The sequence below is a fragment of the Roseitranquillus sediminis genome (assembly GCF_016918935.1).
Lineage (GTDB): Bacteria > Pseudomonadota > Alphaproteobacteria > Rhodobacterales > Rhodobacteraceae > Roseitranquillus > Roseitranquillus sediminis.
In genome coordinates this window covers 192,770-206,567 of record NZ_JAFFOB010000014.1, presented here as the reverse complement: position 1 = coordinate 206,567, position 13,798 = coordinate 192,770, and the positions used below count along the sequence as shown (strand labels likewise).

The 13,798-nt window shown below is 65.5% G+C and carries 13 protein-coding genes; 6 read left to right on the top strand and 7 right to left on the bottom strand.

Annotated elements, in window-relative coordinates; all coding sequences use genetic code 11:
* Position 1: 1 nt before the first annotated feature.
* The 3 genes from argC to JM664_RS07790 all read right to left on the bottom strand — a co-directional run bounded on the left by argC (position 2) and on the right by JM664_RS07790 (position 5,378).
* Positions 2 to 1,030 carry an N-acetyl-gamma-glutamyl-phosphate reductase gene (argC, locus tag JM664_RS07800; protein ID WP_227419357.1) on the bottom strand — a complete coding sequence of 343 codons (1,029 nt, stop codon included), beginning with the start codon at positions 1,028 to 1,030 and terminating at the stop codon, positions 2 to 4.
* Between the two features lie 43 nt (positions 1,031 to 1,073).
* Positions 1,074 to 1,886 (bottom strand): glutamate racemase, encoded by an 813-nt coding sequence (gene murI / locus JM664_RS07795; RefSeq protein WP_227419356.1) that lies wholly within the window; start codon positions 1,884 to 1,886, stop codon positions 1,074 to 1,076.
* Between the two features lie 69 nt (positions 1,887 to 1,955).
* On the bottom strand, positions 1,956 to 5,378 hold the full coding sequence (locus JM664_RS07790; RefSeq protein ID WP_227419355.1) for an indolepyruvate ferredoxin oxidoreductase family protein: 3,423 nt from the start codon (positions 5,376 to 5,378) through the stop codon (positions 1,956 to 1,958).
* A gap of 150 nt (positions 5,379 to 5,528) precedes the next feature.
* On the opposite strand from JM664_RS07790, the gene JM664_RS07785 reads away from it, so the two are divergent.
* Complete coding sequence (locus JM664_RS07785; protein WP_227419354.1) at positions 5,529 to 6,431, top strand: LysR family transcriptional regulator; 903 nt, start codon at positions 5,529 to 5,531, stop codon at positions 6,429 to 6,431.
* A 170-nt stretch (positions 6,432 to 6,601) separates the two neighbouring features.
* On the opposite strand, the gene JM664_RS07780 is transcribed toward JM664_RS07785, so the two are convergent.
* The 4 genes from JM664_RS07780 to clpP all read right to left on the bottom strand — a co-directional run bounded on the left by JM664_RS07780 (position 6,602) and on the right by clpP (position 10,460).
* Complete coding sequence (locus JM664_RS07780; RefSeq protein WP_227419353.1) at positions 6,602 to 7,318, bottom strand: alanyl-tRNA editing protein; 717 nt, start codon at positions 7,316 to 7,318, stop codon at positions 6,602 to 6,604.
* The gene (locus JM664_RS07775; protein ID WP_227419352.1) at positions 7,315 to 8,349 is read right to left on the bottom strand and encodes a cysteine synthase A; all 1,035 of its coding nucleotides are present in this window, start codon (positions 8,347 to 8,349) and stop codon (positions 7,315 to 7,317) included. Before JM664_RS07775 ends, JM664_RS07780 begins: the two co-directional genes overlap by 4 nt.
* 79 nt (positions 8,350 to 8,428) lie before the next feature.
* Positions 8,429 to 9,691: an ATP-dependent Clp protease ATP-binding subunit ClpX gene (gene clpX / locus JM664_RS07770; RefSeq protein WP_227419351.1), complete on the bottom strand. Its 1,263-nt coding sequence runs from the start codon at positions 9,689 to 9,691 to the stop codon at positions 8,429 to 8,431.
* 136 nt (positions 9,692 to 9,827) lie between these two features.
* Positions 9,828 to 10,460: an ATP-dependent Clp endopeptidase proteolytic subunit ClpP gene (gene clpP, locus JM664_RS07765; RefSeq protein WP_227419350.1), complete on the bottom strand. Its 633-nt coding sequence runs from the start codon at positions 10,458 to 10,460 to the stop codon at positions 9,828 to 9,830.
* A gap of 162 nt (positions 10,461 to 10,622) precedes the next feature.
* Here clpP and JM664_RS07760 point away from each other — a divergent pair, with 162 nt between their 5' ends.
* From JM664_RS07760 to JM664_RS07740, 5 genes are all read left to right on the top strand, one after another.
* Positions 10,623 to 11,927, top strand: coding sequence for a 3-deoxy-D-manno-octulosonic acid transferase (locus JM664_RS07760; RefSeq protein ID WP_227419415.1), 1,305 nt, complete (start codon positions 10,623 to 10,625; stop codon positions 11,925 to 11,927).
* Between the two features lie 62 nt (positions 11,928 to 11,989).
* Entirely contained in the window at positions 11,990 to 12,394 is a 405-nt protein-coding gene (locus JM664_RS07755; protein WP_227419349.1) for a hypothetical protein, read from the top strand.
* On the top strand, positions 12,394 to 12,930 hold the full coding sequence (locus tag JM664_RS07750) for a MotA/TolQ/ExbB proton channel family protein (protein ID WP_227419348.1): 537 nt from the start codon (positions 12,394 to 12,396) through the stop codon (positions 12,928 to 12,930). The genes JM664_RS07755 and JM664_RS07750 overlap by 1 nt, the downstream gene beginning before the upstream one ends.
* A complete protein-coding gene (locus tag JM664_RS07745) occupies positions 12,920 to 13,297 on the top strand; it encodes an ExbD/TolR family protein (protein ID WP_227419347.1) in 378 nt (125 codons plus the stop codon). The genes JM664_RS07750 and JM664_RS07745 overlap by 11 nt, the downstream gene beginning before the upstream one ends.
* A complete protein-coding gene (locus tag JM664_RS07740; RefSeq protein WP_227419346.1) occupies positions 13,297 to 13,677 on the top strand; it encodes a biopolymer transporter ExbD in 381 nt (126 codons plus the stop codon). The genes JM664_RS07745 and JM664_RS07740 overlap by 1 nt, the downstream gene beginning before the upstream one ends.
* Positions 13,678 to 13,798 lie beyond the last annotated feature (121 nt).

Here is a 13,798-nt window from a genome sequence, read left to right as displayed (position 1 = left end):
CTTACGGGAACACCGCCGGCCCTGTCAGACCGGCGGTCTCCTCCTCTCCCAGCATCAGGTTCGCGTTCTGGATCGCCTGCCCCGATGAACCCTTGGCTAGGTTGTCCAGCGCGGCAACGATCGTGGCGCGGCCGTCGATGCGGTCGCCGACGACGCCGATGTGACAAAAGTTCGAGCCCCGGACGTGGCGCGTCGAGGGAAGCTCGCCGAAAGGCAGCACGTGCATGAATGGCTCTCCCGCATAGGTTTCCGCCAGTGCACCATGCACGGCTTGGGCATCGCCCTGCACGTAGACTGTCCCGAGGATACCCCGGTTGGCGGGGATCAGGTGCGGCGTGAACATGACCCGCACCTCGCGACCCGCCACCACGCTTAACTCCTGGTCGAACTCGCCCAGATGACGGTGCACCCCGCCCGCGGAATAGGCGTGGGCCCCTTCGGACAGCTCTGCGTGCAGCAGGTTCTCGCGAAGCGTCCGGCCGGCACCCGAGACGCCGGTCTTCAGGTCGATGATGATCTGGTCCGGATCGACCGCGCCAGCGGCCAGCGGCGGCCGCAATGCGTAGATCCCGGTCGCGGAATTGCAGCCTGTCCCAGCCACGAGACGCGCCGCCCGGATCTCTTCGCGGTAGAATTCGGTGAGGCCGTAGACGGCTTCGGCCTGTAGCTCGGCTGCGGCATGAGGCTTGCCGTACCACGTCTCGTAGGCAACAGGATCGCGTAACCGGAAGTCCGCCGAGAGGTCGACAATCTTCAGGTCGCGCGGCAGCTGGCTGATCACTGCTTGGCTCGTCGCGTGCGGCAGCGCACAGAAGCAGAGGTCGATGCCCGTGAAGTCGATTTCGTCGATCGTGACCAGCACGGGCAGATCTAGGTGGCGCAGGTGCGGAAAGACCGAACTCATCGTCTGTCCCGCCTTGCGGTCGGCGGAGAGCGCCGCGATGCGCATCGACGGATGCGTCGCAAGCAGGCGGACGAGTTCCGCGCCGGTATAGCCGCTTGCTCCGAGTATGGCGACGTTGTGGGTCATGACACTTCCTGCGATTAAAGTTGGCTTGCGAAACCTGCAATTCTCACGCGGGGTGGAAGTCGATCTTTCGTCGCAGGAAATGCGTGGCCTTGACCGAGACGCGGCGCGCGTCGCCGGTAGTGAGCAGCATCGGCACCTGCCCTGCGCCCAACATCCCCGGATGACGGGAGAGATAATCGGCGAGACTGTCGGCCACCAGATTCGCTTGGCTGAAGACCATGACGTCAGGCCCCAGCGCGTCCTGAAACACCTCCTGCATCAGCGGATAGTGCGTGCATCCCAGCACGGCCGCATCCGGCTTCGGCATCTTGCGCTTCAGCGCCTCGACGTGGCTCCGCACCAGCGCCTCGGCCAGGATCAGGTCGCCGTCCTCCATCGCATCGACCACGCCGCCGCAGGCCTGCGCCTCCACATCGACACCGATGGCGCGGAACGCGAGTTCCCGCTGGAAAGCCCGCGAGGCAACCGTCGCGGGAGTCGCGAAGAGCGCGACGTGCTTGACCGCGACCTCGCGCGGCGGGCTGTTGTCGCCCCACTGCCGCTCGGTCAGCGCCTCAATCAGCGGTACGAAGACGCCTAGCACCCGCTTCTTCGGCGGCACCCAGCTCTCCTGCATCCGCCTCAGCGCCGCTGCCGACGCCGTATTGCAGGCGAGAATTACGAGATCGCACCCGGCGCGCCACAGCCGCTCGACACCGCGCGTCGTCAGCTCGTAGACATCATCGGCATCGCGCACGCCATAAGGCGCGTTCGCATTGTCGCCGTAGTAGACGAAGGGCACGTCCGGCAGGCGCCGTGTCACGGCCTCAAGGACCGTGAGCCCACCAAGCCCCGAGTCGAACACGCCGACGGCCATTCCACGCTCCGCATCTTCCCGCGCTCCGAATAGGCGCGCGGCGCAGTGAAGTCCATCATTCCGCCGCCGCTACTCGGCCGCCTGTTGCAGCCGCGGCCCTCCGGCACGGAACGAGGCCAGCAGTTCCTCGCGGCGTTTAGCCGCCGCCTGCTCGTGCGCGGCCTTGACCGGGCCGAAGCCGCGGATCTGCAGCGGAAGCCGAGCGAGAGCCGCGGCGATTTCCAGCGTCTCAGGTGTCACCTGGGGCAAGACCTCCGCCATGTCGGCCTCATATTGCCGGATCAGAGCCCGCTCGAGACGCCGCTCCGCCGTGCGTCCGAACGGGTCGAACGGCGTGCCGCGCAGAACCTTGCCCTTGGCGAGCACCGGAAAGAGGCGCTCGATCCATTGGGCAAAGCGCCGCTTGCGTGGACGGCCGGCGGTGTCGTGGGTAGACAGGACCGGCGGCGCCAGATGATAGGTCAGCTTCAGATTGCCCGCAAACTCGGCCTCGGCCCTCGCACGCGTCTCGGCCAGCAGGCGCGCGACCTCGTACTCGTCCTTGTAGGATAGAACCTTGTGGTAGCCCTCCGCGACCGCCTCGCACAGCCCTTCATCCCGCACACTGTCGACCATCTGGCGATAGCGCCGTGACAGGCGCCGGTTCTGGTACTTTTCCATGTGGCGCTCGCGGAACGCGATCCTCTCCTCCAGCGACTTTGGCCTCTGCACGACCTTCTGCTGCGATAGTTTTTCCACCGCCCCCGGGTTCAGCGCCGCCCAGCGGCCGAGCTCGAACGCGCGCTTGTTCGCCTCCACCGCAGCGCGATTCAGCTCTATCGCTCGCAGGATCGCGTCGTGCGTCAGTGGTACCAGGCCGTTCTGCCACGCCGCGCCGAAGATCATCATGTTGGAGAAGATCGAGTCGCCCATCACCGCCCGCGAGAGTCCGGATGCATCGAACATCGTGAGCCGTTCCTTGAGCCTCCGCTCCAGCGACAGTGCCAGCCGGTCTGCCGGAATGCGGAACTCGGCGTCGCGGGTGAAGTCGCCGGTGATGATCTCGTGGCTGTTGACTACGCCGCCGGTGCGACCGGTCTTCATCAGACCCAGTGTCCTGGCTCCTGCGCTCACAACCAGATCGCCGCCGATGAGGGCATCGCACTCTCCGGTGGCCACGCGGATCGCGTTGATGTCCGCGGGATCCTCGGCGATGCGGCAGTGGATATGGACGGCCCCGCCCTTCTGCGCCAGGCCCGCCATCTCCATCATCCCTGCGCCCTTGCCGTCGACATGCGCGGCCATCGCCATGATCGCGCCGATGGTAACGACGCCGGTGCCGCCGACGCCCGTGATGACGACATTGTGCGTGCCCTCGATGACCGGCAGTTGGGGCTCCGGCAGGTGCCCCACGTCCACCTCGACCGTGGCATCCCTGCGTACCTCGCCGCCCTCGACCATGACGAACGACGGGCAGAAGCCGTTGAGGCAACTGTAGTCCTTGTTGCAGGACGACTGGTCGATGGCCCGCTTGCGCCCGAGCTCGGTCTCGACCGGCACGATCGACACGCAGTTTGACTGGACACCGCAGTCGCCGCACCCCTCGCACACGTCGGTGTTGATGAAGACGCGCCGGTCCGGGTCGGGGAACTTGCCCCGCTTGCGCCGCCGCCGCTTCTCGGCCGCGCAGGTCTGGATGTAGAGGATCGCGGAAACGCCCTCGTGCTCGCGGAAGCCGTTCTGCACGCCGTCTATCTCTGCCCGCTCGTGCCACTCGACGCTTTTGGGGAAGCCATTCCGCTCCGGCTCCTCCTTCTCGTCGTAGACGACGGCAATGTGCCGCACGCCCATCGCTGCCAGCTCATGCGCGATCTGTTCGGGCTGCAGGTCTCCCTCGTTCTTCTGGCCGCCAGTCATCGCGACCGCGTCGTTGTAGAGAATCTTGTAGGTGATGTTCGTGCCCGCCGCGATGGCGGCGCGGATCGCCAGTATCCCGGAGTGGTTGTAGGTCCCGTCGCCAAGGTTCTGGAACACGTGCGGGCGCTTCGAAAACGGTGCCTCTCCCACCCAGTTGACGCCCTCGCCGCCCATCTGGGTGAAGCCGACGGTGTCGCGGTCCATCCACTGGACCATGTAGTGGCAGCCGATGCCAGCGTAGGCGCGGCTGCCCTCCGGCACTCGTGTCGACGTGTTGTGCGGACAGCCCGAGCAGTAATAGGGCAGCCGCGCGGCAATCTCTTCGACATTGTCTGCGCGCCGCGACTCCTCGATTGCGACCAGACCCGCCTTCAGCCGCTCCGTCTCGCAGCCCTCCTCTATCAAGATCTCGCCGATCCGCTCCGCGATCATGATGGGGTCGAGTGCGTAGCGCGTTGGAAACAGCTCCACCTGCCGCCCGTGCTCCCAGGTGTCGCCCTTGTGCCACCCATAGACGCGGCGCCCACGGCGGTCGTCGAAGATGGCTTCCTTGACCTGCACCTCGATCAGCTTGCGCTTCTCCTCGACCACCACGATCAGTTCGAGGCCCTCCGCCCACTCGTGAAAGCTCTCCATGTCGAGCGGAAAGGTCTGCGCAACCTTGTAGGTGGTGATCCCCAGCCGCTCGGCCTCCGTTGCGTCGAGGTTCAACAGCTCCAGCGCGTGCACCAGGTCGAGCCAGTTCTTCCCTGCCGCGACGAAGCCGATCCTGGCGCCCGCCCTGCCCCACACCCGGCGGTCGATCCCGTTCGCACGGGCGAATGCCTCGGCCGCGAAGCGCTTGTAGTCGATCATCCGCGCTTCCTGCGCCTGCGGCGTGTCGATCAGACGGATGTTGAGGCCGCCCTCCGGCATGCGGAAGTCCGGCGTCACGAACTGCATCCTGTCGGGGCGGCCGTCGATGACAGCCGTGGCCTCGATCGTGTCCTTCATCGTCTTGAGGCCCACCCAGACGCCAGCGAAACGGCTGAGCGCCCAGCCGTAGAGCCCGAGGTCAAGAATCTCCTGCACGCCCGCGGGCGAGACGACAGGCATGTAGGCGTCCACCATCGCCCAGTCCGACTGGTGCAGCGTGGTCGAACTCTCCCCCGTGTGGTCGTCGCCCATCGCCATCAGCACGCCGCCGTGCGGACTCGTCCCCGCCATGTTCGCGTGCCGCATCACGTCGCCTGAGCGATCGACGCCAGGCCCCTTGCCGTACCAAAGGCCGAAGACGCCGTCGTATCTGCCCTCGCCCCGCAGCTCGGCCTGCTGCGAGCCCCAGAGCGCGGTGGCCGCGAGATCTTCGTTCAGACCCGCCTGGAAGACAATCTGCGCCGCCTCTAGCTCTTTGCCCGCACGCTGCATCTGCAGATCAACGCCGCCAAGCGGCGAGCCCCTGTACCCCGTAACGTATCCGGCGGTGTTCAACCCTGCCGCTTCGTCACGTGCCCGCTGCATGAGCATGAGACGAACGAGCGCTTGAGTCCCGTTCAGGAGCACCGGAGATTTGCCCAGATCGAAGCGATCGTGCAGGCTCACGTCTTGACGGCTCATGCGCTCCTCCCGAGATGCAGCATGTCGAGTGTAGGTCACGGCCCTTGACCCACAAAGTCACTCTTCACGTTACCGCTGTTTTCGTGGGCGTTCCCAACTAGAATGCCGCGTGGGGCGAACGCGGCGACGGACATCAATGGACAGGCCTCAATGGACTGGGACAAGCTCAGGATCTTTCACGCGGTTGCCGACGCCGGCAGCCTTACCCATGCTGGTGACGCGCTGCATCTCAGCCAATCGGCGGTTTCGCGACAGATACGTGCGCTGGAGGAGAGCCTGAACACCACGCTCTTCCACCGCCACGCGCGGGGCCTCATTCTCACCGAACAGGGCGAGCTGCTCTTTGACGCGACCAGCGCAATGCGTCGAAGGATCGAGGCGGCGTCGGCGCGCATCCGCGACAGCGAGGAGGAAGTCTTCGGAGAGCTACGCGTCACCACGACCACCGGCTTCGGCTCGCTCTGGCTGGCGCCGCGCCTCTCCAGACTCTACGCGCGCCACCCGGACCTGAAGATCGATCTGATGCTCGAGGAGCGCGTTCTCGACCTGCCGATGCGGGAGGCCGACGTGGCCATTCGCATGAAGGAGCCGAGCCAGGCCGACCTGATCCGGCGCCGGCTGATGAGCGTCAACATGCGTCTTTACGCGACACACCGTTACCTGTCGGAGCGCGGAACGCCGAAGCGGCCCGAGGATCTGACATCGCACCGCCTCATCTGCCAGAATGCGCGTTCGGCTCAGGTCAGCGCCGGGGCGACGCTGGTGCAGGAGTTGATGACATACGACATCCCGTCGACGCTCACGGTGAACAACTACTTCGGTGTCTTGCAGGCCGTTCTGGCCAACCTCGGCATAGGGGTACTACCGGACTACCTGACCGAGGATTTCCCGGACCTGATCAGGGTCCTCCCCCAGGTGGAATCGAGCGAAGTGCCGGTGTTCCTCGCCTACCCTGAGGAATTGCGTCACTCGAAGCGGATCGCTGCCTTTCGTGACTTCGTGATCGAGGAAATCATCGCCCATAGGAGGCGTCAGAAAGGCGAGGCAGCCTAAAAAGTGTGCGCCATGCGCCACACGCATGGCCGACCTGCACTCAAAGACGCGCTTCCGACTTGATCTGCTATACCTGTCGGAATAGCTCCCGTGGTGAAGGCGAGCTTCGCCTTCTTACCTCCCTGTTGGACTTGGGCCGAGCTTAGTGCTCGGCCTTTTTTTGCCGCCGCTCAAGTCGGCGCGACCAGGATGTTCACCCTGCGGTTGCGGGCGCCCTTGTTCTCGACCTTGCCGAGCGTTATCGGCCCGATCTCACCGGTCCTCGCGACGTGGGTGCCCCCGCACGGTTGCAGATCGACCTGAGCCTCGCCATCGCCGATGCGGATCAGCCGGACGCGGCCCGCCCCCGTCGGCGGCGCCACGGACATGGTCTTGACCAACTGCGGGTTGGCCCGGAGTTCCTCGTCCGAGATCCAGTCCTCGAAGACTGGCAGGTCGGCCTCGATCAGTTCGACCAGCCGCCGTTCGATATCGTCCTTGTCTTCCGGCGCCTCGGCCATGTCGAAGTCCAACCGACCCTTCTCGGTGCCGATCTGCCCTCCCGTCACCGGAAGCGGAATCACCACCGACAGCAGGTGAAGCGCCGTGTGCACACGCATGTGGCTGAAGCGCCGCTCCCAGTCCAGGAGCTGTCGCACTTCCGTTCCGACCGACGGCAGAGGTCCCTCGGGGCTCAGCAGAACGATCTTGCCACCCTCGCCCTTGATGGTATTCGACACCGCCATCTCGCCGCCGTCCCAGGTCAGCGTTCCTTTGTCGCCGGGCTGGCCGCCGCCCTGCGGATAGAAGATCGATGAGTCGAGGACGACGCTGCCGTCCTGCACCTCCAGAACCCTGCCTACTGCTTCGCGCAGATAGGCATCCTCACGAAACAGCGGTCGCGTCATGCGCCCTCGTACACGCTGGGCACCTCGCGCGGCGGTCCCTCCATCCACTCCGGCACCGGAAGACCCTTTTCGCGCAGGAAGTCAGGGTTCCAGAGCTTCGTCTGATAGCGATTGCCGTAGTCGCAGAGAATGGTGACGATCACGTGACCTGGCCCCAGGTCACGCGCCATCCGGATGGCGGCCGCCACGTTGATCCCGGACGAGCCGCCGAGGCATAGACCCTCGTGTTTCACCAGATCGAACAGGATCGGCAGCGCCTCGTCGTCGGGAATGCGGTAGGCGAGATCGGGCCTGAAGCCTTCGAGGTTGGCGGTGATGCGCCCCTGCCCGATCCCCTCGGTGATCGAGCTACCTTCGGCCGACAACTCGCCAGTCGTGTAATAGCTGTAGAGCGCGGCGCCCTCGGGGTCCGCAAGGCCGATCTTGACCCCGCGAGCCTGCACCGTGTCGGCGACGCCCGCGATCGTCCCACCCGAACCTACGGCACAGACGAAGCCGTCGAAGCGACCGGCCGTCTGCTCCCATATCTCGGGTCCGGTCGTCTCGGCATGAGCCCGGCGGTTGGCGGTGTTGTCGAATTGATTGGCCCAGATGGCGCCGTTCTCCTCGGTTTCTGCCAGCCGCGCCGCCAGTCGTCCGGAATACCTCACGTAGTTGTCGGGGTTCCGATATGGCACCGCCGGCACCTCCACGAGCTCCGCCCCGGCAAGACGGATCATGTCCTTCTTTTCTCGGCTCTGGGTTTCGGGGATGACGATCACAGTGCGGAACCCCATGGCCGCCCCGACAAGAGCCAGACCGATGCCTGTGTTGCCAGCAGTTCCCTCGACGATGGTTCCCCCGGGGCGAAGCTCACCCCGTTCCACCGCATCGCGAATGATGTAGAGGGCGGCCCGATCCTTGACCGATTGTCCCGGGTTCGTGAACTCAGCCTTCCCGAGTATCTCGCATCCGGTTTCGTCAGATGCGCGACTGAGACGGATGAGCGGCGTGTTTCCGATGCTGTCAACAATACTCCGGTGGACGCGCATCGGCTCTTTCGTCCCTTTCTATTCGTTCAGCGAAAGGGCCGAGCGATGTCTCGCCCGGCCCCCGACCTCACTCGGCAGATCAGCCTGCCGTAGCGTTTTCCTTGCGATGCTCCGCATATATCATCAGAGGCGATGCGTCCGAGGTGACGGCTTCCTCATTAACCACCACCTCCTCGACGTTTTCCATGCCGGGCATCTCGAACATCGTGTCGAGCAGGATGTCTTCCATAATCGACCGAAGACCCCGCGCGCCGGTCTTGCGCGCGATCGCCCGCTTGGCGATCGCCTTCAGCGAGTCCTCCGTGAAGGTCAGCTGCACGTCCTCCAGTTCGAACAGGCGCTGATACTGCTTGACGAGCGCGTTCTTCGGCTGCGTCAGGATCGTCACCAAGGCTTCCTCGTCGAGGTCCTGCAGCGTCGCGATCACCGGCAGACGGCCCACGAACTCGGGGATGAGGCCGAACTTCAGCAGGTCCTCGGGCTCAAGCTCACCGAACATCTCGCCCACGCCACGGCTGTCGTTGTCCTTCACGTCGGCACCGAAGCCGATTGCCGAGCCCTTGCCCCGCTGCGCGATGATCTTCTCAAGGCCAGCGAAGGCGCCGCCGCAGATGAAGAGGATATTCGTCGTGTCGACCTGCAGGAATTCCTGCTGCGGATGCTTGCGCCCGCCCTGCGGCGGCACGGAAGCGACGGTGCCCTCCATGATCTTCAGCAGCGCCTGCTGCACGCCCTCGCCGCTTACGTCGCGAGTGATGGACGGGTTGTCGGACTTGCGCGTTATCTTGTCGACTTCGTCGATGTAGACGATGCCGCGCTGCGCCCGCTCGACGTTGTACTCGCTGGCCTGCAGGAGCTTGAGGATGATGTTCTCGACGTCCTCGCCGACATATCCCGCTTCGGTCAGTGTCGTGGCGTCGGCCATCGTGAACGGCACGTCGAGGATCCGGGCCAGCGTCTGCGCCAGTAGCGTCTTGCCGCAACCCGTTGGGCCGATCAGCAGGATGTTCGACTTCGCCAGTTCGATGTCGGACTTCCCGGCATTGTTCAGCCGCTTGTAGTGATTGTGAACCGCCACGGAGAGCACGCGCTTGGCGTGGGTCTGCCCGATAACGTAATCGTCCAGCACCTCACAGATCTCATGCGGGGTCGGCACGCCGTCCGACGACTTGATGCCCGACGACCTGCTCTCCTCGCGGATGATGTCCATGCACAGCTCGACGCACTCGTCGCAGATAAACACGGTCGGACCGGCGATCAGCTTTCGCACCTCGTGCTGGCTCTTTCCGCAGAAGGAGCAGTAGAGCGTGTTCTTGCCGTCGCTGCCGGAGTTGCTCGCCATTACTTACCTCTGGGGCCGGGGGCCATTGGATTGGGTTCGGCCAGGGGCGCGGACCCCTTGGGGATGAAACTTAGGACAGTGGCCGAATGGGCACAACGCGAAACTGGCGCCGCCGGACTGGCGCAAGGTAGCGTGATCAGGACTTGCCTTCATCCGGCTTCATACGGTTTTCAACGATCTCGTCGATCAGGCCCCACGCCTTGGCGTCCTCGGGTGACATGAAGCGGTCGCGCTCCAGCGCATTCTCCACCGTCTCCAGCGACTGCCCAGTGTGCTTGACGTAGATCTCGTTGAGTCGCCGCTTGAGTTTCAGCGTCTCCTCCGCGTGTATCATGATGTCGGTCGCCTGACCCTGATAGCCGCCTGAGGGCTGGTGCACCATCACTCGGCTGTTGGGCAGCGAGAAGCGCTTGCCTGGCGCGCCTGCGGCCAGCAGGAGCGAACCCATCGAGGCCGCCTGCCCGACGACGAGAGTCGAGACTTGCGGCTTGATGTACTGCATCGTGTCGTAAATCGACAGGCCCGACGTCACTACCCCGCCGGGCGAGTTGATGTACATCGAGATGTCCTTGGTCGGGTTCTCCGCTTCCAGATGAAGCAGCTGCGCCACGATCAGCGAGGACATCCCGTCGTGCACAGGACCTGACAGGAACACGATCCGCTCCTTGAGGAGGCGCGAGAAGATGTCATAGGCGCGCTCGCCCCGGCTCGTCTGCTCGACCACCATCGGGACGAGATTCTGCATGTAATGCTGTACGGGGTCGTGCATGTCCGCCTGCCTGTGGTTCTGCCGAAGCTATCGGGAAAGGATGAAGGGAGTCTTAGTCACCGTCAGAAACAGTCGCAAGGGTAGCCCCCTTCTATTGTGGCGCCGGGCGTGGCAGGTACCTTGCCATCGCGCGCGCAGGGCCGGATGGTGCCCCGCGTGTCGATGCCACCGCTCCTGCGCGCCTATCTCGCCTTGACCGCTGCGGCCGATCCGCTCGGCCGGCGCCTCATCGAGCGCAGGCGCGCCACCGGCAAGGAGGATGCCGATCGCTGGCCCGAGAGGCTCGGACACGCGCGCGCGGCACGGCCGGAGGGTCTGCTGGTCTGGCTCCACGCGGCCAGCGTCGGCGAGAGCCTTTCGCTGCTGCCACTGGTGGAGGCGCTCCTGCAGCGGCGGACCGACATCCACGTGCTTGTGACTTCAGGAACCGTCACTTCGGCGCAACTGCTGTCGCGGCGCCTGCCGCCGCGTGCGGTGCACCAGTTCGTCCCGCTGGACCTCAAGGGCCCCATCACCCGCTTCCTGAATCATTGGCACCCCGATCTTGCTGTCTGGACCGAGAGCGAGATATGGCCGCGCCTCGTCCACGAGACCCATGCTTGCCGCATCCCGATGCTCCTCCTGAACGCGAGACTTCGGGCGCGCTCGCTTCGGCGCTGGACACGAGCCTCGGGCACCGCCGCCGCACTATTCGGATGTTTCGAAGTGGTGCTCGCTCAGGATGATGCCACCGCGGACGGGCTTCGTCGCCTTGGGGCCAAGGAGGTGACCACCGCGGGATCGCTCAAGGAGGCGGCGGCGCCGCTCCCCGCAGATCCTGCCGCACTTCGGGATCTGCAGGACGCTGTTGATGGGCGTTTCGTCTGGCTCGCCGCCTCGACCCATCGCGGCGAGGAGGCGCTAGCGCTGAAGGCGCACGCGGCCGTTCGGCGTGTCCGTCCCAACGCGCTCCTCCTACTCGTGCCGCGCCATCCGGCACGCGGAGACGAGGTGGCAGCCGCCATCGAGCGCGAGCGGCTGACGGCCGGGCGCAGGACCGCAGGGCTCCCGGGTCCGGGCGAGGCGGTTCATCTTTGCGATACGTTGGGCGAGATGGGCCTCTGGTACCGCCTTGCGCCCATTTCTCTCGTCGGCGGTTCCTTCAACGGGATCGGCGGCCATAACCCTTACGAGCCGATCGCCCTTGGCTCTGTGGTCCTTCACGGCCCGGATGTGGCCAACTTCGCCGACATCTATCGCGATCTTGATGGCGCCGCGGCCGCCGTGCCGATACATTCCTCCGACGACCTGACACGCGAGGTCCTGAGGCTAGCGAACGACACGGAGCGTGCGGCCATGCGAAGACGGGCCGAGGCGATCGTGGCGCAGGGATCGGAGGCGCTTGAAACCGCGCTGCGGTCTGTATTGGACCGTCTGCCCGACGTACAGGATGGCACGTCGATCAAAGGACCGCCGGAGCTGCTCTAGTCGGTTCCGCCACCCGATCGGCTCGTGCTAGAGGACGTGCCGAATCCGATGGTGTCTCCAAGATGACGATGCTTCTGCCTGCACTGATGCTCGCGACGACGGCCGCAACGGCCGAGGCCGATTCCGGCGTCGCGATCGAACTGAACGCTCTCGAACAGGCCGGAGGCGCCTGCCGCCTGACCTTCACCGTCGGCAGCCGCATGGAACAGGACCTCGAGCAGCTGGTACTGGAGACCGTGGTGTTCGACCGCGCCGGAAAAGTCGCGGCACTGACACTATTCGACTTTCTGGAGGTGCCCGCCGGACGCACACGCGTGCGTCAGTTTGATCTGCCTGAAATGTCTTGTGGCGAGCTCGCAGGCTTCCTCGTCAACGGTGCCGCAACGTGCACTGTCGCCGGTGCGGCCTCCGAGATTTGCGACGACGCCGTCGTCACCTCGCGCACCAAAATCGAGGCGCTGCGCTGATGAGCGAGGGACTCGTGGGCGTCGGAAGTCTCTTGACGCTCGGCGGACCAGTGGTGGCACTCCTGCTGGGCCTGTCGGTGGTCGCGGTGGCGACGGCCCTGCACCGGATCACGGCGTTTCACTTGGCGGGCGTCGGCTGCGTACGTGGTGCCGGCGCACGGCGCCGCACCCGCCTCGCGGTGGAACTCCGCGGGCTGCCGCGAGACGCCGCGGTCGCGCGGGCCGAGGCAGCGCTCGGGCGCCACGAAGTCGGGTTCCGGCTTCTCGACGCAGTGGTGCAGGTGGCGCCACTGCTCGGCCTCTTCGGCACGGTCCTCGGGATGATCGACGCCTTCCGCGCACTGCAAGAGGCGGGCGCGCAGGTGGATCCGTCCGCTCTGGCCGGTGGCATCTGGGTCGCGCTGCTCACGACGGCGGTGGGCCTTGCGGTGGCGATGCCGACCTCGCTCGTGCTCGCCTGGCTCGATGCGCGGCTTGCACGCGAGCGGCTGCTGACGGCCGAGGCACTTACGGCGGAGATGGGCAATGCTGCCTGACGGTGCCTTAGCAGCACGTTTCCGTCCACGGCGGCTCTCGCTGACGCCGCTCATCGACGTGATCTTCCTGCTCCTGATGTTCTTCATGCTGAGCTCCACCTTCGTCCGCCTCGGCGAGATCGAGATCAATTCGGCAGGAACGGAAACGGCCAGCCAGCCCTCGCATTTCATGCAACTCCGCCAGGACCGGCTCACGCTGAACGGCCGCGATGTAGCGCTGGCCGATCTTGCCCAGGCAATCGGCGACGGCACTGTCGGCGACAAGCTTGTGCTCGACGTTGATGACGTCGCGTCCGCGCAGCGTCTGGCGGACGTGCTGGCGGCCCTATCGTCGCTCCGGCACCTGTCCGTGGCGGTGATACGCTGATGCTTTCGCCGCACCGCTCGCGCCGAAGCCGCGAGACGCCTGTCGTCACGCTGGTCAACATCGTCTTCCTGCTCCTGATCTTCTTCCTGCTCGCGGGCACCGTTGGGCGAAGCATCGACTCGGACGTCCGCCTGGTGCGCGCGGAGACGCTCGGAACCTTCGCGCCGCTCGATGCTCTGGTGATCCACGCGGACGGACGCCTGACGTTCGGAGGCGTGCCGGCCGATCCGGGCTCATACGCCGCCAGCCTGGAGGACGGAGAGGCGAGGATCCTGCCGGATCGCGATGCGCCGGCGGCGCGTATCGTCGAAGTTGCCGAGGCTTTGCGCGCAGCCAGTGCGGAGCGTGTCGTGATGCTGACCGAGCAGGCGCTGAGATGAGCGGCGCGGTGGGCTGGACTGCGGCGATGACGGCCTCTCTTGCGTTGCACGTCGCGGTGACTGGTTTCGTCGTCGACACCACGAGCAATGCGCCACCAGGGGCGGACAGCGGCGTTACTTA

Coding starts and splice junctions, on each gene's coding strand:
- argC (WP_227419357.1), bottom strand. CDS start 1,030: ATGACCCACAACGTCGCCATACTCGGAGCAAGCGGCTATACCGGCGCG.
- murI (WP_227419356.1), bottom strand. CDS start 1,886: ATGGCCGTCGGCGTGTTCGACTCGGGGCTTGGTGGGCTCACGGTCCTT.
- JM664_RS07790 (WP_227419355.1), bottom strand. CDS start 5,378: ATGAGCCGTCAAGACGTGAGCCTGCACGATCGCTTCGATCTGGGCAAA.
- JM664_RS07785 (WP_227419354.1), top strand. CDS start 5,529: ATGGACTGGGACAAGCTCAGGATCTTTCACGCGGTTGCCGACGCCGGC.
- JM664_RS07780 (WP_227419353.1), bottom strand. CDS start 7,318: ATGACGCGACCGCTGTTTCGTGAGGATGCCTATCTGCGCGAAGCAGTA.
- JM664_RS07775 (WP_227419352.1), bottom strand. CDS start 8,349: ATGCGCGTCCACCGGAGTATTGTTGACAGCATCGGAAACACGCCGCTC.
- clpX (WP_227419351.1), bottom strand. CDS start 9,691: ATGGCGAGCAACTCCGGCAGCGACGGCAAGAACACGCTCTACTGCTCC.
- clpP (WP_227419350.1), bottom strand. CDS start 10,460: ATGCACGACCCCGTACAGCATTACATGCAGAATCTCGTCCCGATGGTG.
- JM664_RS07760 (WP_227419415.1), top strand. CDS start 10,623: ATGCCACCGCTCCTGCGCGCCTATCTCGCCTTGACCGCTGCGGCCGAT.
- JM664_RS07755 (WP_227419349.1), top strand. CDS start 11,990: ATGACGATGCTTCTGCCTGCACTGATGCTCGCGACGACGGCCGCAACG.
- JM664_RS07750 (WP_227419348.1), top strand. CDS start 12,394: ATGAGCGAGGGACTCGTGGGCGTCGGAAGTCTCTTGACGCTCGGCGGA.
- JM664_RS07745 (WP_227419347.1), top strand. CDS start 12,920: ATGCTGCCTGACGGTGCCTTAGCAGCACGTTTCCGTCCACGGCGGCTC.
- JM664_RS07740 (WP_227419346.1), top strand. CDS start 13,297: ATGCTTTCGCCGCACCGCTCGCGCCGAAGCCGCGAGACGCCTGTCGTC.